The 25,342-nt window shown below is 73.2% G+C and carries 22 protein-coding genes; 12 read left to right on the top strand and 10 right to left on the bottom strand.

What is annotated here, in order from left to right:
• The first annotated feature begins 270 nt into the window (after nt 1-270).
• Nucleotides 271-1,605, top strand: coding sequence for a ParB/RepB/Spo0J family partition protein (locus E7744_RS16315; protein WP_246858477.1), 1,335 nt, complete (start codon nt 271-273; stop codon nt 1,603-1,605).
• 109 nt (nt 1,606-1,714) lie between these two features.
• Here the strand turns inward: E7744_RS16315 and trxA are convergent, their stop codons facing one another.
• The 5 genes from trxA to E7744_RS14520 form a co-directional block, all read right to left on the bottom strand.
• Complete coding sequence (gene trxA / locus E7744_RS14540; protein WP_137774740.1) at nt 1,715-2,038, bottom strand: thioredoxin; 324 nt, start codon at nt 2,036-2,038, stop codon at nt 1,715-1,717.
• Nucleotides 2,039-2,112: 74 nt separating this feature from the next.
• Entirely contained in the window at nt 2,113-3,087 is a 975-nt protein-coding gene (gene trxB, locus E7744_RS14535) for a thioredoxin-disulfide reductase (protein ID WP_137774739.1), read from the bottom strand.
• A 126-nt stretch (nt 3,088-3,213) separates the two neighbouring features.
• The gene (locus tag E7744_RS14530) at nt 3,214-5,364 is read right to left on the bottom strand and encodes a hypothetical protein (RefSeq protein WP_137774738.1); all 2,151 of its coding nucleotides are present in this window, start codon (nt 5,362-5,364) and stop codon (nt 3,214-3,216) included.
• A 156-nt stretch (nt 5,365-5,520) separates the two neighbouring features.
• Nucleotides 5,521-7,437: a murein biosynthesis integral membrane protein MurJ gene (gene murJ, locus E7744_RS14525; protein ID WP_246858476.1), complete on the bottom strand. Its 1,917-nt coding sequence runs from the start codon at nt 7,435-7,437 to the stop codon at nt 5,521-5,523.
• Nucleotides 7,434-8,027 (bottom strand): NUDIX hydrolase, encoded by a 594-nt coding sequence (locus E7744_RS14520; RefSeq protein WP_137774737.1) that lies wholly within the window; start codon nt 8,025-8,027, stop codon nt 7,434-7,436. Before E7744_RS14520 ends, murJ begins: the two co-directional genes overlap by 4 nt.
• 77 nt (nt 8,028-8,104) lie before the next feature.
• On the opposite strand from E7744_RS14520, the gene E7744_RS14515 reads away from it, so the two are divergent.
• The gene (locus E7744_RS14515) at nt 8,105-9,754 is read left to right on the top strand and encodes an HD domain-containing protein (RefSeq protein WP_246858475.1); all 1,650 of its coding nucleotides are present in this window, start codon (nt 8,105-8,107) and stop codon (nt 9,752-9,754) included.
• A gap of 116 nt (nt 9,755-9,870) precedes the next feature.
• Here E7744_RS14515 and E7744_RS14510 read toward each other — a convergent pair whose 3' ends face one another.
• The gene (locus tag E7744_RS14510) at nt 9,871-11,616 is read right to left on the bottom strand and encodes a formate--tetrahydrofolate ligase (protein WP_137774736.1); all 1,746 of its coding nucleotides are present in this window, start codon (nt 11,614-11,616) and stop codon (nt 9,871-9,873) included.
• 155 nt (nt 11,617-11,771) lie between these two features.
• On the bottom strand, nt 11,772-12,857 hold the full coding sequence (locus tag E7744_RS14505) for an inositol-3-phosphate synthase (protein ID WP_137774735.1): 1,086 nt from the start codon (nt 12,855-12,857) through the stop codon (nt 11,772-11,774).
• A 247-nt stretch (nt 12,858-13,104) separates the two neighbouring features.
• Between E7744_RS14505 and E7744_RS14500 the strand changes: the two genes are divergently transcribed.
• Nucleotides 13,105-14,835: a glycosyltransferase family 87 protein gene (locus E7744_RS14500; protein ID WP_246858474.1), complete on the top strand. Its 1,731-nt coding sequence runs from the start codon at nt 13,105-13,107 to the stop codon at nt 14,833-14,835.
• A 4-nt stretch (nt 14,836-14,839) separates the two neighbouring features.
• Nucleotides 14,840-16,252 carry a M18 family aminopeptidase gene (locus E7744_RS14495; protein WP_137774734.1) on the top strand — a complete coding sequence of 471 codons (1,413 nt, stop codon included), beginning with the start codon at nt 14,840-14,842 and terminating at the stop codon, nt 16,250-16,252.
• A 9-nt stretch (nt 16,253-16,261) separates the two neighbouring features.
• Here the strand turns inward: E7744_RS14495 and E7744_RS14490 are convergent, their stop codons facing one another.
• The gene (locus E7744_RS14490; protein WP_137774733.1) at nt 16,262-16,840 is read right to left on the bottom strand and encodes a DUF1697 domain-containing protein; all 579 of its coding nucleotides are present in this window, start codon (nt 16,838-16,840) and stop codon (nt 16,262-16,264) included.
• A gap of 238 nt (nt 16,841-17,078) precedes the next feature.
• On the opposite strand from E7744_RS14490, the gene rpsF reads away from it, so the two are divergent.
• The 4 genes from rpsF (at nt 17,079) to rplI (ending at nt 18,972) form a co-directional block, all read left to right on the top strand.
• On the top strand, nt 17,079-17,384 hold the full coding sequence (gene rpsF, locus E7744_RS14485) for a 30S ribosomal protein S6 (protein WP_137774732.1): 306 nt from the start codon (nt 17,079-17,081) through the stop codon (nt 17,382-17,384).
• An 80-nt stretch (nt 17,385-17,464) separates the two neighbouring features.
• Nucleotides 17,465-18,040 carry a single-stranded DNA-binding protein gene (locus E7744_RS14480; RefSeq protein WP_137774731.1) on the top strand — a complete coding sequence of 192 codons (576 nt, stop codon included), beginning with the start codon at nt 17,465-17,467 and terminating at the stop codon, nt 18,038-18,040.
• A 197-nt stretch (nt 18,041-18,237) separates the two neighbouring features.
• Entirely contained in the window at nt 18,238-18,477 is a 240-nt protein-coding gene (rpsR, locus tag E7744_RS14475) for a 30S ribosomal protein S18 (RefSeq protein ID WP_010144869.1), read from the top strand.
• A gap of 30 nt (nt 18,478-18,507) precedes the next feature.
• Nucleotides 18,508-18,972, top strand: a complete 465-nt coding sequence (rplI, locus tag E7744_RS14470) for a 50S ribosomal protein L9 (RefSeq protein WP_137774730.1) — start codon at nt 18,508-18,510, stop codon at nt 18,970-18,972.
• A 118-nt stretch (nt 18,973-19,090) separates the two neighbouring features.
• Here rplI and E7744_RS14465 read toward each other — a convergent pair whose 3' ends face one another.
• The gene (locus tag E7744_RS14465; RefSeq protein ID WP_137774729.1) at nt 19,091-19,708 is read right to left on the bottom strand and encodes a class I SAM-dependent methyltransferase; all 618 of its coding nucleotides are present in this window, start codon (nt 19,706-19,708) and stop codon (nt 19,091-19,093) included.
• A 704-nt stretch (nt 19,709-20,412) separates the two neighbouring features.
• Here E7744_RS14465 and dnaB point away from each other — a divergent pair.
• Nucleotides 20,413-21,735: a replicative DNA helicase gene (dnaB, locus tag E7744_RS14460; protein ID WP_137774728.1), complete on the top strand. Its 1,323-nt coding sequence runs from the start codon at nt 20,413-20,415 to the stop codon at nt 21,733-21,735.
• A gap of 34 nt (nt 21,736-21,769) precedes the next feature.
• Here dnaB and E7744_RS14455 read toward each other — a convergent pair whose 3' ends face one another.
• Complete coding sequence (locus E7744_RS14455; RefSeq protein ID WP_137774727.1) at nt 21,770-23,047, bottom strand: patatin-like phospholipase family protein; 1,278 nt, start codon at nt 23,045-23,047, stop codon at nt 21,770-21,772.
• Nucleotides 23,048-23,206: 159 nt separating this feature from the next.
• Between E7744_RS14455 and E7744_RS14450 the strand changes: the two genes are divergently transcribed.
• From E7744_RS14450 to E7744_RS14440, 3 genes are all read left to right on the top strand, one after another.
• Nucleotides 23,207-23,983 carry a M50 family metallopeptidase gene (locus E7744_RS14450; RefSeq protein ID WP_246858473.1) on the top strand — a complete coding sequence of 259 codons (777 nt, stop codon included), beginning with the start codon at nt 23,207-23,209 and terminating at the stop codon, nt 23,981-23,983.
• A gap of 69 nt (nt 23,984-24,052) precedes the next feature.
• Nucleotides 24,053-24,499 carry a hypothetical protein gene (locus tag E7744_RS14445; RefSeq protein ID WP_137774726.1) on the top strand — a complete coding sequence of 149 codons (447 nt, stop codon included), beginning with the start codon at nt 24,053-24,055 and terminating at the stop codon, nt 24,497-24,499.
• Nucleotides 24,500-24,600: 101 nt separating this feature from the next.
• Nucleotides 24,601-25,305, top strand: a complete 705-nt coding sequence (locus E7744_RS14440) for a hypothetical protein (RefSeq protein WP_137774725.1) — start codon at nt 24,601-24,603, stop codon at nt 25,303-25,305.
• Nucleotides 25,306-25,342: the final 37 nt, after the last annotated feature.

The following is a 25,342-nucleotide window of genomic DNA, read 5'->3' as shown; positions in this document are numbered from 1 at the left end:
AGACTGGATGAGGACGCTGGCGGGATGTGAGGAGTTTTCGTGAAGAAGAATCGGCGAGGTTTGGGGCGCGGCCTGGAGGCGCTCATCCAGAGCACGGCGGAGGCGGATCCGCAGCCCCCGCTGGCTCCTCCCTCGGATGATCCCTCCGCTCCGACCACCACGGCGCCATCCTCGGCCGCGGGGGGCGTCGCCGAGTCGCCGACGTCGGCCGCATCAGCATCACCCTCAGGCGTGACCCCGGGTGCGCAGGAGTCCACCCTATCGACCGAGATGCCGACCGAGGTCGACTCATCCTCCCGGGACGAGGCTGCGCCAGGAGCGCCCCTGGTCGACTCTCTGGCCACCCCCGGCGACTCGCCGGTGGACGATCGTGGCGCCGGCGAGGGCGGACAGCAGGCGGCCGAGCCCGACGAGGCGGACACCGTGGAGGATGTCGCCCGCCGTTACCTGCCCTCTCCGGAGGAGGATGGTGCCTCCACCGAGAAGCGCCGACCGGTGGACGTGTTCTTCCCGGACCGACGGGCGGAGCCGCGGGCCAACGGTCGGCAGGCGTCCGGCTCGAAGGCCACGGCTCGCCAGAGGGCGAGCATGCCAGGCGTGGATGCCGTGAAGATCCTGCGCACCCCTCGGAGCCCTGCCCCGTCACGCGCCGGGAGCGCGGCGGCCGACCAGCCGGGCCAGTCTGATGCGATTGATCCAGCGATTCAGGTTGATAAGACGCCGGGAGGCTCGGCACGGTCCTCCCAGGCCGGCTCGACCGCCGCGGCGGTGGGCGGCGAGGCCGGGTCCGCGGAGTTGAAGGCCGTCCGGGTCGCCGACATCCATCCGAACCCCCGCCAGCCGCGCGAGGTCTTCGACGAGGACGACATGGCCGAGCTCGTCGCCTCCATTACGGAGGTCGGCGTCCTGCAGCCGATCGTGGTGCGGGAGGTGGACGGCCCCACTCCCTACGAACTCGTCATGGGCGAGCGGCGCTGGCGTGCCAGCCAGCGGGCGGGCCTCTCCGAGATCCCGGCGATCGTCCGGCACACGGCGGACACGGACCTGCTGCGCGATGCCCTTCTGGAGAACCTGCACCGGAGCCAGCTCAACCCCCTCGAGGAGGCCGCCGCGTACGAGCAGCTGCTGGAGGACTTCGCCTGTACCCAGGAGGAGCTCTCCTCCCGCATCGGCCGCTCCCGGCCCCAGATCTCCAATACGCTCCGCCTGCTGAAGCTTCCCCCGCTGGTCCAGCGTCGCGTGGCCTCCGGCGTCCTCTCGGCCGGCCATGCCCGTGCCCTGCTGGCCCTGGTGGACCCGGCCGAGATGGAGAGGCTGGCCCAGAAGGTGGTCTCGGAGGGGCTCTCCGTCCGTGCGACGGAGGAACTGGTGTCCCTGCAGGAGGGCATCCGCCAGGCCCAGCCCAAGGCACGCGCCCCGCGGACCGAGCGACATGAACGACTGGACTACCTGGCGAACACCCTGACGGACCAGTTGGACACCACCGTGAAGATCACCCTCGGTGCCCGCAAGGGGAAGATCGCCATCGACTTCGCCTCCGTGGAGGACCTCAACCGCATCATGGCCCTGATCCAGCCATCAGGGGCAAACGCCGGACAGCACTGACCAGTGACTAGGTCCTGACGGAGACGGCTTCCGTCAGGCCCTGGGAACACGTAGGCCCCGCTCCGAGAGGAGCGGGGCCTACGGCGTCAGGGGCACAAGCCCCTTCAACTCACTTCAGGTACTCGGCGAACTCCGCCTCGAGGACCTGCTTCGGCTTGGCGCCGATCGACGTGGCGACCTTCTCGCCACCCTTGAAGACCATCACGGCCGGGATGCTGGTGATGCCGTAGGTGGAGGCCGCCTGGGGGTTGTCGTCCACGTTGAGCTTGGCCACGGTGATCTTGTCCGAGTTCTCGGCCGCGATCTCCTCGAGCACGGGCGTGAGCATGCGGCACGGGCCGCACCACTCGGCCCAGAAGTCCACGATGACGGGCTTGTCGGAGTTGAGGACCTTGTCCTGGAAGTCCTGGTCGGTGACGTCGATGGTGCTCATGGTTCCTCCTGGGTTGCTGGAACGGCGGCGCGGTACGGTGCGACCACGCCGGTGGTCTGGATCGGGGTGGTCGACTAGGACGCGGCCGCGGCAAGGTCCTTGACGTCGGCGAGGTAGTGCTCGACGTCCTGGGCGGCCACGCAGCCGCTGCCCGCGGCCGTGATGGCCTGGCGGTAGGTGGGATCCGTGACGTCTCCGGCGGCGAAGACGCCAGGGATCGAGGTCCGGGAGCTGGGGTAGTCAACCTTGATGGTGCCCTTGTCCGTCAGCTCGAGCTGGTCGCGCACGAGGTCCACGCGCGGGTCGGAACCGATGGCCACGAACAGGCCGGTGACGTCGAGGGTGGACTCGGCGCCCGTCTTGAGGTTGCGCAGCTGCAGCGTCTTCAGCTTGTCCTCGCCCTCCAGGCCCGTGACCTCGGTGTCCCAGATGAAGTCGATCTTCTCGTGGGCCAGGGCACGGTCCGCCATGGTCTTCGAGGCGCGCAGCTCGTCCCGGCGGTGGATGACGGTCACCGTGGAGGCGAACTTGGTCAGGAAGAGGGCCTCCTCCATCGCGGAGTCGCCGCCGCCGACCACCGCGATGTTCTGGTCGCGGAAGAAGAAGCCGTCGCACGTGGCGCACCAGCTGACGCCGTGCCCGGAGAGCCGCTTCTCGCCCTCCACGCCCAGTTCGCGGTACGCCGAGCCGGTCGCCAGGACCACGGCGTGGGTGCGGTACTCGGAACCGTTGCCCAGGGTGACCACCTTGGGCTCGGCCTCCAGGTCCACCGAGACGACGTCCTCGTACAGCACCTCGGCGCCGAAGCGGGTGGCCTGCTTCTCCAGGTGGCCCATCAGCTCGGGCCCGAGGATGCCCTCGGGGAAGCCGGGGAAGTTCTCGACGTCGGTGGTGTTCATCAGCTCGCCGCCGGCGGTCACCGAGCCGGCGACCACGAGGGGGGCCAGGTTGGCGCGCGCCGCGTAGATGGCGGCGGTGTAGCCCGCCGGTCCCGATCCGACGATGACGACGTCGCGCACGACGTCGGTGGACTCAACAGCCTCGGTCACGGTACTTCCTTCACGGTAAGGGGTGGTCTCATGGGTGGAACACCACCCTAGGGGAACCTATTCCGTGGCGCGTCCCGGTGTCCCCCGGGCGGAAGCCGCCTGTGGGGACACCGGAGGAGGAGACTCCTACTGGACCTGCACCTCGGCGATGCGCAGGCCGTAGGGCAGGTTGCCGGAGGCGTTGGACAGTCGCGGCAGCTCCGTGAAGTTGATGATGACGTACCGAGCGGAGGCGGGGGCGCCGTCCTCGGCGTTCACCGGGACGCTCACCTGGGGACCGGTGAAGGAACCCTCGGCGATCTGCCGCGCGCCGTCCAGCTCGGGGCTGTCGTTGAGCAGCACCGAGAAGGAGCCTCCGGTGCCGTTGTTCTGGGTGATGTCCACCTGGCTGATCGCGCTGTCCTCCTCGAGCTCGATGACGAGCGCCATGGAGGAGGCGTAGCCGCCGAACGCGGGCTGGGCGAAGGAGTACGGCTGCCACGCGGTCGCCGGATTGCCGTCGATGGCGTTCGGCAGCGTCGAGTCGGTCTCCGCGCTGAGGCCCGGCTGGTCCGGGACCAGCCGGGAGGCCCCGGCGATCACCGGCTCGGGGAGGTCGGAGGACGGGGCCGGCGAGCCTGACGCGGAACCGTCGGATCCGGGAGAGGCCGGAGCGCTGGACCCGGGATCGTCGGCCACCGGCTGGCGGTTGTTGCCGAGCAGGTTGAAGGCGAAGACCCCGCCCAGGACGAGCAGCAGGACCAGGATGCCGCCCAGGATCCAGCGCGCACCGCGCGGCCGCTCGTCGTCCTGGTACGGGGCGTCGTCGTCCTCAGCGGAGTCATTCCCGCGGCCCCTGCCGCCACCGGCGTGGCGCTCGTCCGGCCCGTCGAGGCCGCGGGGGCCCGCGCCGCGGGCATCCTCGTCCACGGGACCACGGCCGGCGGCCGCGGCGGTGGCCGCCCCGGCGGCGACGGCCCCGCCCGCTGCGGCGGTTCCCAGGCCCTTGCGGGACCGGCCCGGACGGCCGTCCCGACCACGTCCGGCGGCCTGGCGGTCGTCCTCGTCATCGTCGGACCACAGGCTCACCTTGGGGCTCCGGGCCGGAGGAGGGCCGGCCGGTCCGGCCTCGGCGGAGGCTCCCCGTCCGCCCGTGCCACCGGCGGACCCCGAGACGGCGGTGGCCGAGCCGGGGCGCGGCACCTCACCGGTGTCCACCAGTCCGTCCTCGCCGGTCCCGGCCGCCGGGACGGCCCGGACCGGGCGGGTCGCGTCCGCGTCGCGAAGGGGGCGTCCCGCCGCGGGGACGGCCTGCGTGGCGTCCTCGGTGCCGCGCCGGTCCGCCGCCGGGGCCGTGGTCGTGGGCCGGGTGGCGTGCTCGTCGACGCGCGCGTCCGCTGCCGTGGTCGTGGTGACCGGGCGGGTGGCGTCCTCCTCGCGCCGGGAGGATCCCGCAGCGGCGCCGGCGGCCGCGGAACCGGCCGCCGCCCCGCCCAGGGTGGCCGCGCCGCCGTGCTGGTCCTCGACCCGCGACGGCCCTGCGCCGGGCGTGGTGTCCCGGCCGGCGTCGTCGTCCCCGCCGCCCCGACCGGCCCGATCGGAGCTGCCGGGCTCGAGGGCGACCTCGTCGTGGGCGCCGGTCCACTCGTCGTCGCTCACGGTGTCCGGCAGCGGCGGCCCGGCGGGGCGCTGGTCCGCCGTGGGCTCCCCTTCGGCGCGGGTGCCGTCCACGCCAGGGGCACCGGAGGCACCGGCGCCGGTCACGGCGTCGCGGGCGGCGTCGTCGGAGCCGAGGCGCTGGCTGAGGCGCTCGGAGATGCCCTTGAGGAAGCGGGGGCGCCGCTTCGGGGTGCCCTCCTCGGCGAAGCTGTCGTCGAGCTCCTCGTAGTACTCGTCGTCGTCCTCGTAGACGTGGGGCTCGTAGGTGCGGGCCTCGCCGAAGATCTCGGAGCCCAGCGTGTCGGTGTGGAAGGGCTCCACGTAGACCTGCTGCTCGCGGGCCATGTCCAGCAGCTCGTCCGGCTCGGGCGTGCCGCCGGCGATCAGGTAGGTCCGGCCCTCGCTCAGGCCCAGGTCCAGCACCTGGAGGGTGCCCTGGCGCTCGCCCGTGGCCAGCTCACGGGCGGAGGTGGCCACCTGCGTGGCGTGGGCGGGGGAGGCGACGAGGATGGAGACGTCCCGGTTCAGCACCTGGTCGCGGCCGTCGAGCACCATGTCCTGGTCCGCCGAGGTCAGCACGTGTCCGGTGACGAGGTATCGGCCTCCGAGGACCATTCCCTCTTCAATGGGCTGCGGCACGGTGCTCCTCCAGGTCGGTGGCCCGGGCGGTGTGGTCGGCGCGGCCGTGGTGTCCGGCGGTCCGTGGACACCGTCCAGCCCGGGGGGTGGTCGGGACCATGCTACGGCGGTCCGTGGCGTGCAGGTGCGTGAACCGCCGGGGCGGGACGCGGAAAGTCACCGGCCCAGCCCGGGGATCCGGCGCGCCAACGGCCCCAGGAAGGCGGCCAGCTCGGGCAGGCGCATGGCCCGCAGGAGCACGAGGTAGACGACCGCCGTGACGGTCCCCACCACGGCGCACGTCACCAGCGCGCCGGTGATCGAGGCCCACGGGAAGCCCCCGGAGAACCCGCCCATGGCCCACAGCACGAGCGCCCCGGCCAGGCCCGAGACCACGGCGGCCAGTCCCGTCCGCAGGTACGTGTCCAGCACGCGACCGGAGCCGTAGTCGCCGTAGTGGCGGCGCACCAGCACGTGGGCGGCCGCGAACTGGGCCACGTGCAGCAGCGTGAACACGGCGACGATGAGGTAGGCCATGGTCCAGGTGGGGATGAACAGGGAGCCCACGTAGGCGATGGCGAGCGTGCACGCGGCGGTGCCGACCTGGACGAGCATGGGGATGCGGGCGTTCTCGGCCGCGTAGAACACGCGCATGAGGTAGATGTGCGCCGAGCGGAACGGCATGCCCAGGGCGAGCAGCACGAGCAGCTGGCCGATGGCCACGCCGGAGGCGGCCGCCGTCGCCGAGGAGCCGCCGAAGACGCGGCCGAGCGGTCCGGCCAGGACGAGGACGAGCACCGTGGAGAACATCATCGGCACGGCGAAGCTGCGCAGTCCCAGGCTCACGGTGCGCAGCGCCTCGGGCACGTCCCGGTCGTGCAGCGAACGGGTGAGCTGGTTGAACAGCACGGTGGCCAGGGACAGCACGAACACCGAGTGCGGCAGGACGGTGATGAGCTGGGCCGTGTTCAGGGCGTACAGGCCCGGGATGGAGGCCTCGACGACGGCGCCGCCGAGTTCCCCGGCCGCCCCACCTCCCGGCCCACCGGGATCGCCGAGGGAGGCGCGCGCCTCGGTGGCGCCCGAGACGAGACGCGCGACCAGCAGGTTCACCACGTTGCCGGCCATCATGGTGACGAGCGTGTAGCCGGCCAGCTTGCCCGTGGACCGCAGGCCCATGCCCCGCCAGCCGAAGCGCGGCCGCAGGCCCAGCCCCAGGCCCCGCAGCGGGAGGAACAGGACCAGGGCCTGGACCACGATGCCCACGGTGTGGCCCCCCGCGAGCAGCACGGTCTGGGCGGTGCTCCACTCGGCGAGCTGGTCCCCCCGGGCGTTGAACGAGCCGAACAGGACCAGGTACAGGCTGATCACGGCGATGGCCACCACGTTGTTCGCCACGGGGGCCCACATGTAGGCGCCGAACCTCCCGTGGGCGTTGAGGACCTGGCCCAGGACCGCGTAGAGCCCGTAGAAGAAGATCTGGGGGAACGTCCACAGGGCGAAGGCCGTGCCCAGGGCGAGCATGGGCGGGGACCAGTTGGAGGTCAGCGCCTGCATGATCGGCGCGGCCGCGAGCGTGACCACGAGGGTGGCCGCGGCCATGACGATCACCGCCAGGGTGATCAACCGGGAGGTGTAGTCCGCGCCCTGGTCGGGCTTCTTCGCCGCCTTGATCAGCTGCGGGACCAGCACGACGTTGAACACGCCACCGGCCAGCAGCATGTAGATGATGTTGGGGATGGTGTTCGCGGACTCGAAGATGTCCGCGACCATCGCGGTGGAGCCGATCGCCACGGCCAGCAGGGCCGTGCGGACGAAGCCGAGCACGCGGGAGACGAGGGTGCCGGCGGCCATGATGGCGCTCGCGCGGGCGGTGCTGCCGGCGTCGAGCCGCGCGGTGGTCACTGCCCCGGTGCCGCCGGGGGCGGTCTCGCGGGAGGTGCCGGCCGCCGTCGGGCTCCCTGCGGCCGGTTCGGCGCCGGTCCCCCCGGTGGTGCCGTCGCCCGGGGCGCTGGCCGGCGCGGCGGGCACGGGCGCGTCCGGCCCCGTGGCGGAGCCGGTGGTGCGCGGGGCGGTGCGGTCGGTCCGGCTCACCGGTCCGGGCCCGGAAGCTCGATGAACCGGTCCCCGTGCTCGGGCAGCACGCCGCGGGCGAGGTCCACGATGCGCCGCTCGTTCGGGAAGGACAGGCGGGCGTTGAGCGCCTCGAGCTCCACCCACGCGACGTCCACGGCCTCGTGGTCCGGGTCGTTCTCCGTGGTCAGCTCGCCGCCCGTGGCGCGCAGCAGGTAGTGGTGCACGGTCTTGTGGACGCGGTGGCTGGAGACGGTGAACCAGTAGTCGATCGAGCCCAGGGAGGTGAGGACCTCGCCGGCGATGCCGGTCTCCTCCTCGACCTCGCGCACGGCGGCCTGCTCATGGGTCTCCACGCCCTCGGGGTGGCCCTTGGGCAGGCACCACTCCAGCCGGCCGCCCCGGTTGTACCGGGCGATGATGGCGACCTCGAGCCCCCCGCGGTGCCGGCGCACCACGACGCCCCCGGCGGAGACCTCCTCCACGGTGGGCAGGGCGTTCGGGCCGCCCTCGCCGGCCCCCTGCCCGGTCCCGGCCCGCGGCGGCACGCGCCGGCCCACCGATGCGGTGAGCGGCGTGCGCTTCGGCGCGCTCGGGACGGGATGAGCCATGCATTCCACTGTAGCGGTCCGAGGTGGGAGCGCCGGTGTCCGCCTCGGTCGGCGGATCTGGCACCCTTAACCACACGATGAATCCCTCCGCAGCCCCCCAGCCCACCCCCGGCACGGCCGGGACCGCCCCCTCCGGAACCGCCGTCCCCGCACCCGCGGGACCGGCCGGCGTCGCCCTTCCCCCGGGCTTCCCGACGGGCGCCACGCTGCCGGCCGTGGTGCTGGAGCTGGGCCGGCTGTTCGAGGAGGCCGGGCACGAGCTGTCCCTCGTCGGCGGTCCGGTGCGGGACCTGTTCCTGGGGCGGGTGTCCCCCGACCTGGACTTCACCACGGACGCCGACCCGGACGCCACGCTGCGCATCGGCCGGCGCTGGGCGGACGCCCACTGGGACATCGGGCGGCGCTTCGGCACGATCGGCTTCGCCAAGGATGGCTGGCAGCTCGAGGTCACCACGTACCGCGCGGAGCAGTACGACCCGGACTCCCGCAAGCCGCAGGTGGCCTTCGGCCACTCCCTCGAGGACGACCTGTTCCGCCGGGACTTCACCGTCAACGCCATGGCCATCCGGCTGCCCTCGCTCGAGCTCGTGGACCCGTTCGGCGGGGTCCGGGACCTGGCCGCCGGCCGCCTGCGCACCCCCGGGACGCCGGAGGACTCCTTCTCCGACGACCCGCTGCGCATGATGCGCGCCGCCCGGTTCGCCTCCCAGCTGGGCATCGGCGTGGACGACGCCGTGGTGGCGGCCATGACGGCGATGGCCGAGCGGATCGGCATCATCTCCGCCGAGCGGGTGCGCGAGGAACTGGTCAAGCTCGTCACCGGCCGGCACCCGCGGGCCGGGCTGAACCTGCTGGTGGACACCGGCCTGGCCGACCACGTGCTGCCCGAGTTGCCGGCCCTGCGCCTGGAGACGGACGAGCACCACCGCCACAAGGACGTGTACGAGCACTCGCTGACCGTGCTCGAGCAGGCGATGGACCACGAGTATCCCGCCGGGCTCGAGGAGCGCTGGGCCGCCGAGCGTGCCGAGGCCGGGACGGACGGGGCGGCCGGGACGGGTCCGGCGGGCGAGGCGGGTGAGCGGGACGCGCCGGGGTTCGTGCCGCCGTCGGGCACCTACGTCCCCGCGCCGGACTTCGTGCTGCGCTTCGCGGCGCTGATGCACGACGTCGGCAAGCCCGCCACCCGGCGGTTCGAGCAGAACGGGGCGGTGAGCTTCCGGCACCACGACGTGGTGGGGGCCAAGCTCGTGCGCCAGCGCATGCGCGCGCTGAAGTTCGACAACGACACGATCAAGGCCGTCTGCCGGCTCGTGGAGCTGCACATGCGGTTCTACGGCTACGGCGAGGCCGGCTGGACCGACTCGGCGGTGCGGCGGTACGTCACCGACGCCGGGCCGGTGCTTCCGCGGCTGCACGCGCTGACCCGCTCGGACGTCACCACGCGCAACCGCCGCAAGGCCGAGCGGCTCGCGCACGCCTACGACGACCTGGAGCGGCGGATCGCCGAGATCACCGCGCAGGAGCAGCTCGACGCGGTGCGCCCGGACCTGGACGGCACGCAGGTCATGGAGATCCTGGACATCCGCCCCGGTCCCGTGGTCGGCCGGGCCTACAAGCACCTGCTGGAGTGGCGGCTCGACGACGGCCCCCACGACGAGGAGACCGCCCGCGCCGAGCTGCTGCGCTGGTGGGCCGAGCAGCCGGAGGCCTCGGCGTCCTCCTGAGCCACGGAGACCTCGTCCTGCGTCACGGACACGGCGGACGGGGCTCCCGACGGCGTGTCGCGACGTGGAGCGTGATCGTGACCTGGGGTGGGCGCCGCCCGGAGGATCGGCAGGGGTCAGAAGAGGCCCGTCACGCGGCCGTGGCGGTCCACGTCCATGGCGTCCGCGGCCGGGGCCTGCGGCAGGCCCGGCATGGTCATCATCGTGCCGGTCAGGGCGACGATGAACCCGGCCCCCGGACGGACGACCAGCTCGCGCACCGTGATGGGGAAGCCCACGGGGGCGCCGAGGACGGAGGGGTCGTCCGTGAAGGAGTACTGCGTCTTGGCCATGCAGACGGGCAGGTGGCCCCAGCCCTCCTCGGTGAGCTGGTGCAGCTGGCGCCGGGCCGTGGGCGTGTACTCCACGCGGGAGCCGCGGTAGATGCGCCGCACGACCGCGTCGATCCGTTCCTCCACCGTCATGTCCGCGCGCCACAGGGGGGTCCAGCCCGCCGCGCCGTCCGCCGCGCCGTGCGCGGCCACCGCCTCGGTGACCTGCCGCGCCAGCTCCAGGGCGCCGGCCCCGCCGCGGGCCCATACCTCGGCCACCGCCACGCGCACGCCCGCCCCGGCGCACCAGCCCGTGAGCCGGTCCAGCTCCTCCTCCGTGTCCTGCGGGAAGCGGTTGACCGCGACGACGACCGGCACCCCGTAGCCGGCCATGTTCTGCACGTGGCGCTCCAGGTTGGCCACGCCCGCCCCGAGCGCGTCCAGGTGGCGCGGGGCGTCCCCGGCCGAGGCCCCGGCGGTCACCTCCGCCAGCGACATCCCGCCGTTCATCTTCAGCGCGCGCACGGTGGCGACCACCACGGCCGCCGCGGGCGGGAAGCCCCCGGCCACCGAGGTGATGTCCATGAACTTCTGGCCCCCGAGGTCGGCGCCGAAGCCGGCCTCCGTGACCACGAGGTCGGCCAGGGACCGCGCCGTGTTCGTGGCGATGATCGAGTTCGCCCCGTGCGCGATGTTCGCGAACGGCCCGCCGTGGACCAGCACGGCGGAACCACCCAGCGTCTGCACGAGATTGGGCCGCAGCGCGTCCTTGAGCAGCACGGCCATGGCCCCCTGCGCCCCGTGCGGGCCGAGCTGGCCGACCGTGACGGGGTGCCGGTCGTGCGTCCGGCCGATGATGATCCGGGACAGCCGCTCCTTGAGGTCGCGCAGGTCCCGCGAGAGGCAGAACACGGCCATCGTCTCCGTGGCCACGGTGATCTCGAAGCCGTCCTCCCGCGGGACGCCCTGGGAGCGGCCGCCCAGGCCGATGACCGTCTGGCGCAGGGCGCGGTCGTTGGTGTCCAGGCACCGCTTGAGGGCGATGGTCCGCGGGTCGAGGCCCAGCGCGTTGCCGTGGTGCAGGTGGTTGTCCACGAGGGCGCACAGCAGGTTGTGGGCGGCGGTGATCGCGTGGAAGTCGCCGGTGAAGTGGAGGTTGATCTCCTCCATGGGGACCACCTGGGCGTGCCCGCCGCCGGTGGCGCCGCCCTTCATGCCGAACACCGGGCCGAGGGACGGCTCGCGGAGCGCGCCCATCGCCGTCCGCCCACGCCACCACGCCGGGGCCCCGTCCTCGGCGGCGAGCAGGTTCAGGCCGTCCACCAGGCCCACGGTGACGGTCGACTTCCCCTCGCCGGCCGGCGTCGGGCTGATGCCGGTGACCAGCACGACGCGGCCCGGGGCCCTGCCGGTGGCCGGCACGGCGGCCGGGTCCACCTTGGCCATGTGCCGGCCGTACGGGATGAGGGCGTCCTCCGGGATCCCGGCGCCGCGGGCCACCTCGGCGATCGGCAGAAGCGTGGCGGCGGCGGAGATCTCGGCGTCGTTCATGGAGGCGATCCTCGCATCCGGGTCCCGGGAAATCGAGGGCTGACCTCGGGCGCCGCGGGACCTGCCGACCAGGCCGGTCCGGCCTCCTGGGCCCGGGCCAGCTCCGGGACGGGAACGGCCGGCCGCCCCGGGAGGGACGGCCGGCCGTGACCGGGTCAGCGCTCGATGTCGCCGCGGATGAAGGCCTCCACGAGCTCGTGCGCCTCGTCGTCGTGGTGCTGCACCGGCGGGGACTTCATGAAGTAGGACGAGGCCGAGAGGATCGGCCCGCCGATCCCGCGGTCCAGGGCGATCTTGGCGGCGCGCACGGCGTCGATGATCACGCCGGCCGAGTTCGGGGAGTCCCAGACCTCGAGCTTGTACTCCAGGGAGACCGGGGCATCGCCGAAGTTGCGGCCCTCGAGGCGCACGAACGCCCACTTGCGGTCGTCGAGCCAGGAGACGTAGTCCGAGGGGCCGATGTGCACGTCGTCCTCGCCCAGCACCGCGGAGGTGTTGGAGGTGACGGCCTGCGTCTTGGAGATCTTCTTGGACTCCAGGCGCTCGCGCTCGAGCATGTTCTTGAAGTCCATGTTCCCGCCCACGTTGAGCTGGTAGGTGCGGTCCAGGGTGACGCCGCGGTCCTCGAACAGCTTGGCCATGACCCGGTGGGTGATGGTGGCGCCGATCTGGGACTTGATGTCGTCGCCCACGATCGGCACGCCCGCCTCGGTGAAGCGGTCCGCCCACTCGGGGGTGCCGGCGATGAACACGGGCAGGGCGTTGACGAAGGCGACCTTCGCCTCGATCGCGGCCTGCGCGTAGAACTTCGCCGCCTCCTCGGAGCCCACCGGCAGGTAGCAGACCAGCACGTCCACCCGCGCGTCCTTCAGGACCTGCACCACGTCCACCGGCTCGGCCGTGGACTCCTCGATGGTCTCGCGGTAGTACTTGCCCAGCCCGTCGAGGGTGGGGCCGCGCTGCACCGTCACCTCGGTGGCCGGCACGTCCGCGATCCGGATCGTGTTGTTCTGGGAGGCGTCCAGCGCCGCGGACAGCTCCTGGCCGACCTTCGCGGCATCCACGTCGAACGCCGCCACGAACTCCAGGTCGGACACGTGGTAGTCACCGAACTGGACGTGCATCAGGCCGGGAACGGTGTCCCCCGCCGTCGCCCCGCGGTAGTACTCCACACCCTGGATCAGTGACGTGGCACAGTTGCCCACGCCGGCGATCGCCACGCGAATCGGGTTCTTCGACACCGGTACTCCTTGTAGTCCTGAGGGTCCTGGGGCCGCACGCGAGGCGCGGCGGACCGGTCCCGGCCGTCCCGGGACGCAATGCACTGCGAGTGCCCCCGGCCCGAGCGGGCGGGGCACAACCCCATCCACTTTACGCCCGGTGACGACATGCGACCGCATCGCCCCCCGGGGGGACCGGGGCCGGCCGGGTCTGGCGCCCGCCCGCGCGCCCCGGCCCGCCGGCGTCGGGCCCTCCTAGGATGGGGCCATGAGCCCGCGCACCCCGGCCTCCGGCCCCCGGACGCCCGGCGGCGGTCCCGTGACACCCACCCCGGACTCCACCCCGGACTCCACTGTGGGTCCCGCCGCGGGTCCCGACGGCGGCGCCCCCGCCCCCGCCTCCGTCCCGTCCCGCACCGACCCGCTCGTGCGCTGGATGGACGGGCTGCTCGGCGGCCCGGTGGGGCGGCACACGGTGCCGGGGCGCACCGGCGGCTCGTTCTGGACCCCGATGCGCGTGCTGATCCTGCTCACCACGCTCTCCGCCGTGGTGGCGGTGCTGCTGAAGACCCCCTGCCGGCTGGACGGCTGGACCCACCCGGCGGTGTACTACGCGGGCTGCTACTCGGACTGGGCCGCGCTCTACGGCGGCCGGGGCCTCGCGGAGGACCCGTTCGCGCCGTTCGCCCCGGGAGCGAGCTTCGAGTACCCCGTGCTGATGTCCGTGGTGGCCTCGCTGGCCGCCGTGGCCTCCCGGCTGCTGCCGTGGAGCGGGGCGGACCCGACGCTCGCCTACTGGGACGTGAACTTCCTGGCCACCGCGGTGCTGTGGGTCCTCACCGTGGTGGTGACCGCCCGCTCCTCCGGTCGCCGGCCGTGGGACGCGGCGATGGTGGCGGTGGCCCCGGGCATCATCCTCGCCGGGTCCGTGAACTGGGACCTGTGGGCCGTGGCCCTGCTGGCCGTGGCACTGTGGCTGTTCGGCGGGCGGCGGCCACTGCTGGCCGGGGTCTTCCTCGGCCTGGGGGCGGCGATGAAGCTCTACCCCGTCCTCGCGCTCGGCGCCCTGCTCGTCCTGGCGGTGCGCACCCGGCGCTGGACGCCGTTCCTGTGGACCCTGCTCGGGACCGTGGCCGCGTGGCTCGCCGTGAACCTGCCGATGATGCTCACCAACCTGCCGGCCTGGAGCGTGTTCTACACGTTCTCCGGCGAGCGCGGGCCGGGGTTGTCCTCGGTGTGGCACGCCTGGAACGTCACGATGGCCCGCATCGGGGGGCCGCAGGTGGACGCGGAGGGACTGTCCGTGCTGGCCTTCGGCTCCTTCTTCGTGGCGTGCTGCGGGATCTTCCTGCTCGGGGTGGCCTGCCGGTACCGGCCGCGGGTGGCGCACCTGGCGTTCCTCGTGGTGGCCGCGTTCGTGCTGTGCAACAAGGTGTACTCGCCCCAGTTCGTGGTGTGGCTGGTGCCGCTGGCCGTGCTCGCGGTCCCGCGCTGGCGGGACTTCCTGGCGTGGCAGTTCTTCGAGGTGCTGCACTTCTGGGCGATCTGGATGTACCTCGCCAAGGGATCCTCCGGCTCCGAGGTGCAGCACTCCATGGACGACACGTTCTACGTCCTGGCCGTCCTGGGCCACATGGTGGCCACCGCGTACCTCATGGGCCGCGTGGTGGAGCAGGTGCTCGACCCGCGGCAGGATCCCGTGCGCGCCTCGCTGCCCGGCGGGCGGATCTGGGAGTGGGCCGCGTCCGCCGCGCTGCGGGGCGCGGACCGGCCGCGGCGCGCCGCCGGCGACGCCTCCGGGAGCTCCGCCGGGGAGGCCGCCGGCGGGACCGGCAGGGCGGCCGCCGCCGTGCGCCTGGCGCACTTGGGCCTCGACCCGGCCGCGGCGGACCGGCTCCCCGTGGACGACCCGCTCGGCGGTCCCTACGACGACGCCCCGGACCGGGCGCCCTGGCTCGTGGCGCGGCACCGGGGGGCGGCGCGGCTGCCCGTACGGTAGGGGCATGACCACCCCGGATCCCGTGACCCCCGCCGGCCCGCTGGCCGGCCACCCCCACCTGCAGGACCTGGCCGGCTTCGTGCGCGCCAGCCCCTCGAGCTACCACGCCGCCGCGGAGGTGGCCCGCCGCCTGGAGGCGGCCGGGTACCGGCGGGTGGACGAGCGCCGGGACTTCCCCGCCGCGCCCGGGGGATACGTGCTGGTGCGGGACGGGGCCGTGCTGGCCTGGTGGATTCCCGACGGCGTCGGCCCGGCCGGTGCCGCGGGCGCCGGTCCGGACGCGGCCCGGAGCGAGGCGGCGGCCCCGAGGGGGGAGGGCGCGGTCGGCACCGTGCCGGTGTTCCGGATCCTCGGCGCGCACACGGACTCGCCGACCTTCAAGCTCAAGCCGCGTCCGACGACGTCCCGCGAGGGCTGGCTGCAGGCGGGGGTGGAGGTGTACGGCGGCCCCCTGCTGAACTCCTGGCTGGACCGCGAGCTGTGCTTCGCCGGCCGGCTCGTGACCGAGGACGGCACCGAGCACCTGGCCGCCACCGGGCCGGTGGCCCGGTTCCCGCAGCTCGCCATCCACCTGGACCGCGAGGTGAACGACGGGCTGTCCCTGGACCGCCAGCAGCACCTGAACCCGGTGTGGGGTGCCGACGACGCCGGCCCCGGGCCCTCCGACATCCTCGCCGTGCTGGCCCGCGCCGCCGGCGTGGACCCCCGGGCGGTGCGCGGGTTCGACGTGGTGATGGCCGACACCCAGCCGCCGGCCCTCTTCGGGACCGCCGGGGAGTTCTTCGCCTCCGGCCGGCTGGACAACCTCTCCTCCGTGCACGCCGGGCTGGTGGGGATGGAGGCGCTGGCCGCGGAGGCCCCCGCCGACTCGGCGGACGGCGCTCCGGTGATCCCGGTGCTCGCCGCGTTCGACCACGAGGAACTCGGCTCGGCCTCGCGATCCGGGGCGGCCGGGCCGGTCCTGGAGGACGTGCTGCGCCGCCTGCTGGAGGCCCTCGGCGTCCACGGCCAGGGCGTGCCGCGCTCGCTGGCCGGCTCGTGGCTGCTCTCGGCCGACGCCGGGCACCTGGTGCACCCGAACTACGCGGAGCGGCACGACCCCGTCAACCGCCCCCGGCCCAACGCCGGCCCGCTGCTGAAGATCAACGCGAACCAGCGGTACTCCACGGACGCGGCGGGGGCGGCCGCCTTCGCGCGCTGGTGCGCGCACGCCGGGGTGCCGTTCCAGGAGTTCGTCTCCCGCAACACGGTGCCGTGCGGTTCCACGATCGGCCCGATCTCGGCCACCCGGCTCGGGATCCGCACGGTGGACGTGGGGATCGGGCTGCTGTCCATGCACTCGGCCCGGGAGATGTGCGGTGCGCGCGATCCCGGCCACCTCGCCGCGGTGGTGCGCTCCTTCCTGGCCGGGGCCTGAGCCCACCCGTCAGCCGACGCCGGCCAGGTGGCGCACCGTGAGCAGGTTGCGGGCCGTGGCGGGGGTGCCGAGGATCCGCTCGATCCGGTCCAGGGTCAGCCGCGAGGTGTGCGAGGCGCGCGCGAAGCGCATCCAGACGAACCGGCCGGCGACCGCGCACCGGTCGTCGCCGGCGTCGAGCGCCTCGAGGGCGTCGCCGTCCTCCGGGTCGGCCGGCTCCGCGAGCACGGCCAGGTGGGTCAGCTTGTCCTCGCCGCCGGCGAAGGGCAACTGGGCGTGCAGGGCCAGGGCCGTGTCCAGCTCGGCGCGGCTGACGGGGATCACCGGGACGGCGAGGCCCAGCTCGTCCTCCAGGGCGGACTCCACCGCCGCCGCGACCCGGCGGGCCTCCGCGTCCGCCGCGTCCCCGGGGGCACCGTCCACGCGGAACAGGACGTTGCCCGAGTTCAGGTGCGTGCCGGCCTCGAGGGCGCCGGCGGCCGCGGCGATCTCGCGCAGGTGCGCCATGGGGACCCGGGCGTGCCCGCCCACGTTGATCCCCCGCAGCAGCAGGACGTGGGTGTGGTCGGTGCGCGGGGCGGAGGCCATCGCCCCATCCTGCACAGCGTGCCGGGGCCCCGCCAAGGTCCACGGACCGCCGGGCGCCGATGGACCGGTGGCCGCACGGTCGGCAGGATGGGAACCGGTTCGGGGCCCTTGCCGGCAGCGGGTATGATGGTCAAGGTTTTCTGCGTGCCGTCCCATGACGGATCACGCGCAGGACCACCGCACAGAACCTCCTGTTACGGAAAGACCGTGACCGTTAGCCCGAAGGAGGTGGGTTCGCATGCGTGCATATGAACTGATGGTGCTGATTGATCCCGAAGTGGACGAGCGCACCGTTGAACCGACCCTGCAGAAGTACCTGGAGGTCGTCACCAAGGACGGCGGCTCCGTGGACAAGTTCGATCTCTGGGGCCGGCGCCGCCTGGCCTACGAGATCCAGAAGAAGACCGAGGCCATCTACGCCGTCGTCAACTTCACCAGCACCCCGGAGACCTCCAAGGAGCTGGACCGCCTGCTGGGCCTGAACGAGATCGTCCTGCGCACCAAGATCATCCGCCCGGAAGAGCAGAAGGTCTCCGCAGAGTGATCCCGTGCGGCGCCCCTCCGGTGCCGCACACCCGCTGAGTCCAGCCGAACGAAACGTCCGAAGCGTCCACAGGAGGCACCATGGCCGGAGAGACCATCATCACCGTCGTCGGGAACCTGACGGCCGACCCGGAGCTGCGGTTCACGCCGTCCGGCTCCGCGGTGGCGAACTTCACCATCGCCTCCACCCCCCGGACCTTCGACCGCCAGTCGAACGAGTGGAAGGACGGGGAGACCCTGTTCCTCCGCGCCTCGATCTGGCGGGAGGCGGCCGAGAACGTGGCCGAGTCCCTGACCAAGGGCACCCGCGTGGTGGCCCAGGGCCGGCTGAAGGCCCGCAGCTACGAGACCCGCGAGGGCGAGAAGCGCACCTCCTACGAGCTGGACGTGGACGAGATCGGCCCGTCGCTGCGCTACGCCACCGCCAAGGTCACCAAGTCCGGCCGCGGAGGCGGCGGGGGCTTCGGTGGCGGCGGCCAGGGTGGCGGCTTCGGCGGCAACCAGGGCGGCGGGTTCTCCCAGGGCGGCAACGCCGGTGGCCAGGGCGGCGGCAACGCCGGCTGGGGCGCCGGTGCCGGCTCGAACGATCCGTGGGGCGGGTCCTCCTCCTCCGCGGGCTCGTGGGACACCCCGGGCAACGACGAGCCCCCGTTCTGATCCCGCAGTAGTCCCCACACCCCGGGACCGGCGTCCGTCCGGTCCCCTCCCCGGCGGGGAGGCGCCCCGTGCGCCCACCCCACCGGACGCCGTCGGGAACCGTTTCCCGACCGGCGGCAGCAGGCGGCAGCACGCCGCCTGCGATCCCATCCCGCAGAACCGTTCTGCGGGCTCCCGACTATCGAAGGAGCACCACGATGGCGAAGGCTGAGATCCGCAAGCCCAAACCAAAGTCCAACCCGCTGAAGGCCGCTGACATCACCGTCATCGACTACAAGGACGTCGCCCTGCTGCGCAAGTTCATCTCCGACCGCGGCAAGATCCGTGCCCGTCGCGTCACCGGCGTGACCGTGCAGGAGCAGCGCAAGATCGCCCAGGCCATCAAGAACGCCCGTGAGGTCGCCCTGCTTCCTTACTCCGGCGCTGGCCGCGGCTGATCGACCGAGTCGAGGAAGGAACAGATACAGATGGCAAAGCTCATTCTGACCCAGGAAGTGACCGGTCTGGGGTCCGCCGGTGACGTCGTCGACGTCAAGAACGGCTACGCCCGCAACTACCTGCTGCCGCGCGGTTTCGCGACCCTGTGGACCAAGGGCGGGGAGAAGCAGGTCGAGTCCATCAAGGCCGCCCGCGACACCCGCGCCGTGAAGTCCCTCGAGGAGGCCCAGGCCCTCGCCGAGAAGCTGCAGTCGGCCCCGGTGAAGCTCGAGGTGACCGCCGGTGAGGGTGGGCGCCTGTTCGGCGCCGTCAAGGCCGCCGACGTGGCCGACGCCGTCGAGGCCGCCGGCCTGGGCAGCATCGACCGTCGCACCGTGACCCTGCCGACCGCCATCAAGGCGACCGGCCGGTTCCAGGCGCACGCCCGCCTGCACGAGGATGTCCTGGCCGTCATCGACCTGGACGTCGTCGCCGCCAAGACGAAGAAGAAGTGACTGCGGGTTCCCCCGCAGGAGTGAGCCCCGCGGCCGTCCGGCCGTAGGACACCACTCCACCCCGCCGCGTGCCGGCCCCCGTCCCCGGGGGCCGGCACGTGGCGTCTCCGGGCCGCGCTCACGGCCGGCGCGCGGTGGCCAGGAAGACCGGGAAGTCCGTGCCGTCCTTGTCGATGGACGTGCAGTCCTCCACGGCCACCTCCTCGAATCCCGCCTCCTCCAGCCACCGCGCCAGCCGGGCCCGGTCGAACCCCGGGTGGCCGTCGAAGTCGTGCAGGTGGGCGTGGAACCGCCCGTCCTCCGTGTCGAGGTCGGCGATGGCCACGTGGCCACCCGCGTCCAGCAGCCCGTGGAACCCCGCCAACACCCGCGGGACGTCGTGCACGTGGTGGAGCACGAGCGAGGCGACCACGAGGTCGAACCGCTCCCCGGGGGCCTCCGCCGTCTCCAGGTCCAGGTCCCACACCCGCGTCCCCGCCGGCAACGCCCCGGCGGCCACCTTCCCCCGGGCGACCCGGCGCATGCCCTCCGAGCTGTCCGCGAGGGTCACGCCGGCCACGTGGGGGAGCAGGCCCTGGGACACCAGGCCGGTGCCGGCCCCGTACTCCAGGAGCCGTTCGCGCCCGCCGAGGGCCAGCCGCGCGGCGATCGCGTCCGCCACCCGGCGGGACTCCTCCGCCTTGCCGGGCTCGAGGTCCCAGGTGTCCGCGCTGGCGTCGAAATGGTCGTCTGCCATGGTCCGTCCTCCCGTCCGGGGGCCGCGCTCTCGCAGCCGTGCGCCCATCCTGCCAGCACCGCCCCGCCCGCGAACGTGAAGCGGGCCAGGAGTCCGGCGCCGTCCCCGTGGCCCGGCCGGTGACGGGGAACGCCCCGCCCCTCGCGTCCCCTCCGTACCCGCCCCGGCAAGAGCGCCCGGGGACCGTACAACCACCGGTACAAACAATGGGGATAACCTGTGGATAACTGTGAAGAACCACGGGACCGAGTTGCGTCCCGGCGCGCCGGGATGCTACGCGCGGGCGAGAAATCCCCACCTCAATCCCCGATTGTCCACAGGCTGTTGTTTAAGAAAGGCCATGTCAGAGGGGGGTGGGTGACGGATTCCACTCCTTATCCCCAAAGTTGTCCCCACGCTGTGCACACAACACGCCGCAGGTTCCACACGTTATCCACAGATGTTGTGGGAATCGTGCTTGAGCGGGGCGGGACCGGGGAGTAGTGTCACGGGGTATCCCCCAGGGACGAGCCGGGTATTGGCCGGGATACACGGCGCGCATCCGGCAGGCCTCGTCCGGGCGACCGCCGCATCCGCACGGGTGTGGCGGGCACCTCGGGGCGCCGCGGGGAGCAGCCGGGCCGTCCGGTATGAGGAAGGGAATCAACTAGTTGGTATCAGAGTATTTTGATTCCACCGACGGCTCCGGCAGCTCGCGGAACACCATGCTGCCCCCGCAGGACCTGGTCGCCGAGCAGTCCGTGCTCGGCGGCATGATGCTCTCCAAGGACGCCATCGCGGACGTCGTGGAGGTGCTGCGCGGCAACGACTTCTACAAGCCGGCGCACGAGATGATCTACGAGGCGATCATCGACCTCTACGGCCGCGGCGAGCCCGCCGACGCCGTCACCGTGGCCGACCTGCTCAACAAGCGCCAGGAACTCGCCCGCGTGGGCGGTCCCGCCGTGCTGCACGAGCTCGTCCAGTCCGTGCCCACCGCCGCGAACGCCGGCTTCTACGCCGAGATCGTGCGCGAGAAGGGCGTCCTGCGCCGACTGGTGGAGGCCGGCACCAAGATCGTCCAGATGGGCTACCAGCAGGACGGCGAGGTCGAGGAGATCGTCAACGAGGCCCAGGCGGAGGTCTACAAGGTCGCCGAGACCCGCCAGTCCGAGGACTACGTGCCGCTGTCCGGGATCCTCGAGCACACGGTGGACGAGATCGAGGCCGCCGGCTCCCAGGGGGAGGGCATGAGCGGCGTGCCCACCGGCTTCTACGAGTTCGACGAGCTCACGCAGGGCCTGCACGGCGGACAGATGATCGTCATCGCCGCCCGCCCGGCCGTCGGCAAGTCCACGATCGCGCTGGACTTCGCCCGCTCGGCCGCGATCAAGCACAACATGACCACCGTGTTCTTCTCCCTCGAGATGGGCAAGAACGAGATCGCCATGCGCCTGCTCTCGGCGGAGGCCACGATCGCCCTGCAGGACCTGCGCAAGGGCACGATCCGGGATGAGCAGTGGTCCAAGATCGCCGCCACGGTGGGCCGGCTCAACGACTCGCCGTTCTTCATCGACGACTCGCCGAACATGTCCATGATGGAGATCCGGGCCAAGTGCCGGCGGCTGAAGCAGAAGCACGACCTGAAGCTCGTGGTGCTGGACTACCTGCAGCTGATGAGCTCCGGCAAGAAGGTGGAGTCCCGGCAGCAGGAGGTCGCCGAGTTCTCCCGTGCCCTGAAGCTGCTGGCCAAGGAGCTCGAGGTCCCCGTCATCGCCCTGTCCCAGCTCAACCGCGGCTCCGAGCAGCGCACGGACAAGAAGCCGCAGGTCTCGGACCTGCGCGAGTCGGGCTCGATCGAGCAGGACGCGGACATGGTGATCCTGCTGCACCGCGAGGACATCTACGACAAGGAGTCCCCGCGTGCCGGCGAGGCGGACCTCATCGTCGCCAAGCACCGCAACGGCCCCACCAAGACCATCGTCGTCGGCTTCCAGGGGCACTACTCGCGGTTCTCCAACATGGCGCCGGACACCGGCGGGTTCTGAGGCCCGACGCCGGCCGGCGGGTCCCCGGGCCCGGTCACCCCTCCGAGACGGTCAGCCGCGTGACGCGGCCGTCCTCGAAGTGGGCGCGCACCTGCGCGGTGATGCGCCGGTCGGCCGTCGAGTGCACGGTCCAGCGGGCGCCGCCGGCGCAGACCCGCGCCCGGCTGGTCTCCACCCGCAGGCCGAACTCGTCGAGGAACCGGCGGATCCGTTCCCGGTCGGAGGTCGGCTCCAGGGGCGCCAGGGGATGCGTGCTGGCGACCACCGCGCCCTCGGCGAAGCGGTCCAGGACGGGCGCCAGGTCGCCGTCCGCGGCGCCCCAGTCCCGCTCGAGGGCCATGGCGTCCACCTGTTCCTGTGCCTGCCGGCGCCCCTGCTCCATGAGCTCGGCGATGAACGCCGGATCCCGGTTGAGCTTGCTGGCGGAGCCCCACCGGGCGGCGCCGGGTGGGCGCGTCATCTCCAGGATGCGCACCGTGATGTGCCGGACGCGGTCGGAGCGGATGATGCCGTGGGCCAGCCAGCGGTCCACCTGCTCGATGAACCCGAGTTCCTGGTACAGCGAGAGGTTGCCGGACAGCTCGTTGCGCCGCGTGGCGATGTCCCCCACCGTGACGGGCTCGGCCGCCACCCGGGACGGGTTGACCTGGATCACCCACACCTCGTCCGGGCGGGAGTCCAGCAGCCGGTGGACCGGCGGGTTCTGGGAGAACAGGCCGTCCCAGTACACCCCGCCGCCCAGGCGCACCGCCCGGAAGATGCTGGGGATCGCCGCGGAGGCCAGGAGGGCGTCCGTGGAGATCTCCCCCCGCCGGGAGTCGAAGGTCCGGAACGCCCCCTCCAGGACGTCGACCGCCCCGATGAGCAGCATCGGGTCCGCCACCGAGGCCGTGGCGTACTCCTGGGCGGCGTCGAGGTCCACGACCCGGTCGATCGCCGCGCGCAACTGCTGCGCGCTCCACGCCGCCCCCGCGTTGAGGTACGGGTTCACGGCGGGCACGGCCACCGTCTCGGACATGCGGTGGCCCCAGAGCACCATCGCGTTGAGGGCCTGCTCGGCCCAGCCCGTGGCGCTGTTCGCGCTCCAGAACCGCCCGAGCAGCTCCTCGGCCTCCGTGGGGCGCCGGCGCAGCAGGGCCGACCACGCGAGCGCGGCGCAGATGGCGCCCCCCGAGGTCCCGCTGAGCCCCACGACCCGGTGCCCGTCCAGCACGTCCTCCCGCAGGAACCGGGAGAGCGCGCCGGCGGTGAAGGCGGTGTGGCTGCCGCCGCCCTGGCAGGCGATGGCGATGCGTCGCGGCTCGGAGGTCACGGTCCCGAGCCTAGGCGCCGGGGTGGACGGGCCCGGCGCGGCGTGCCGGGGACGCGCCCCGCGCCCAGCGGACGCCCCGGCTCCCCTCGGCGGGCCCCGGGTGCCAGCCGGTCGCGTCCCGGCGTGCCACGGGCCCGCCGGCGGCTACCGTGGATCCCGATGACGACGATGGACCCCGCCCCCGGACCGGCCGCCGTGCTGGGCGAGCTCTGGGACCGCGCCACCACCACGCAGCCGGCACTGGAGACTCCCTGGGCCGTGGGCGTGGCCGTGCTGGCCCTCGTGCTCGCGTGGAGCCCGCTCGGGTACCGCCTGGTCCGCCACCTCGCCACGCTGGCCCACGAGGCCGGCCACGCGCTCGTGGCCCTGCTCGTCGGCCGCCGGCTGAGCGGGATCCGCCTGCACTCGGACACCTCCGGCGTGACCCTCTCGCGCGGTCGGCCGCGCGGTCCCGGCATGGTGGCGACGCTCGCGGCCGGGTACCCGGCCCCGGCCGTCGTCGGGCTCGCCGGGGCCTGGCTCGTGGGGGCCGGCTACGCCGCCGGGTGGCTGTGGTCGATCGTGCTGCTGTGCGCCCTGATGCTGCTGCTGGTGCGCAACCTCTACGGGCTGTGGGTCGTGCTCGTCACCGGGGCGGCCGTGGCGGCCCTGTCCTGGACGGCCCCGCCGCTCGTGCTCGCGGCGGCCGCCCAGCTCGTCGCGTGGTCCCTGCTGCTCGCCGCGCCGCGCGCGGTGGCGGAGATGCAGCGCCAGCGACGCCGGCTCCGGCGCCACGGAGCGCGCCGTGCGGTCCCCGGACCGGGGCCCGAGAGCGACGCCGACCAGCTCGCCCGGCTGAGCGGCGTGCCCGCCACCCTGTGGACGGCGGTGTTCTGGCTCGCGTGCGTGGCGTGCCTCCTGCCGGGCGGCCGGCTGCTCCTGGGCGGGACCGCCTGACCTGCAGTCGGCACCCGGCGGCGCCGACCGGGGATGGACGGACCGCCACGGTGGTGCTCCACTGGTCGCATGCGGCTCGACTTCGAGACGAGGGCCTCGCCGGCGCAGGTGCGCCGGGCCCTCACCGACTTCGGCGAGCGCCGGCTCCGGACGTGGCACCGCTCGCTGGACCCCGAGACCTATAGGGTCCTCGGGGCGGGGGACACCTGGGCGGTGGCGCGGGAGAGCAGTTCCCACTCGCCGTTCTGGGTGGTGTCCCGCTACGACTGGTCCGATCCGGACGTCGTCCGGTGGACCATCACCGAGAGCAGCTACCGCGGTGGCGGGGAGGGCTTCGTGCGGGCCACGCCGCTGGCCGGGGGCGGCAGCCGGGTCCACGCGGAGTGGGACAACACGGGCGCGCCGTGGACGCAGCGGCCGCTGCTGTTCCTCGTCCACGTGCGCCCGATGCGCCGGCTCTTCGGGCGCCTGTGGAAGGCCGCCCTGGACGAGTACGCCGCCACGGACCCCGGCTGAGCAGCACCCGCGCCGGGACGCGAGACGGGTGCGGCGGCCGGGGCGCTCGCGGCTGTGGACGGCGTCGACGCGCATCGGCCCCGAGCCCTAGGGTGGCTGGCATGGGGCCCAACGGTGCAGGACCGCAGTGGACGCCGCGCGACCGGATGCTGCTGCGCACGGCGCAGGTCGTCCACGCCTACGTCCACGGTGAGTTCGACCAGATCCTGCCCGTGGCGGTCGACTTCGCGGTGGACGGGACCTATCCGGAGAACCGGATCGTCGCCGTCGCGCCGTTCCGGCTGTACTCCTACGAGTCCCGGGGGGACGGCTCCCACGCCCACGACTCCCGCCTGTTCCTCGCCGGCGGCCGGACCGGGCTGGCGCTGACGGTCGGAGCGGCGATCGGGCGGTCGATCGGCAACGCCCGCCGGCGGGCCGAGGCGGCCCGGGCGGCGGCGCCCGCGTGGCACCACCTGGACGACGGCCTGCTGTGCGTCAACCAGTACGGCTTCTACCTGCGCACTCCCAGGAGCCTGGTCGGCTGGGACTGGCGCAGCATCCTGGAGTGCCACATGGCCGCCCCGCGCCGCGTGGTGATGCTGGGCAGCACCCCCGCCGGGCAGTGCACCTACCTCATCGAGTCCGACCTCGCCGAACTCGTGTTCGCCTCGTGGGCGGGGCGGCGCCAGCCGCGCCACCCGCAGTTCCTGCGGCGGGTGTGGCTGCTGCCCGACTGGCTGGCGCGCTACCGCGCCGCGTACGGGCCGCGGGCCTTCGACTTCACGCGGCCCTATCCCGGGCAGGCCGGTCCGGCCGGGTGGTGAGCAGGGTGGCCGGGCGCCGGCACGGGGCAGGTTGCGC

The sequence above is a fragment of the Citricoccus sp. SGAir0253 genome (assembly GCF_005877055.1).
GTDB lineage: Bacteria > Actinomycetota > Actinomycetes > Actinomycetales > Micrococcaceae > Citricoccus.
Note: the sequence above shows the minus strand (reverse complement) of the source record. Positions and strands in the feature narration are given on the sequence as shown.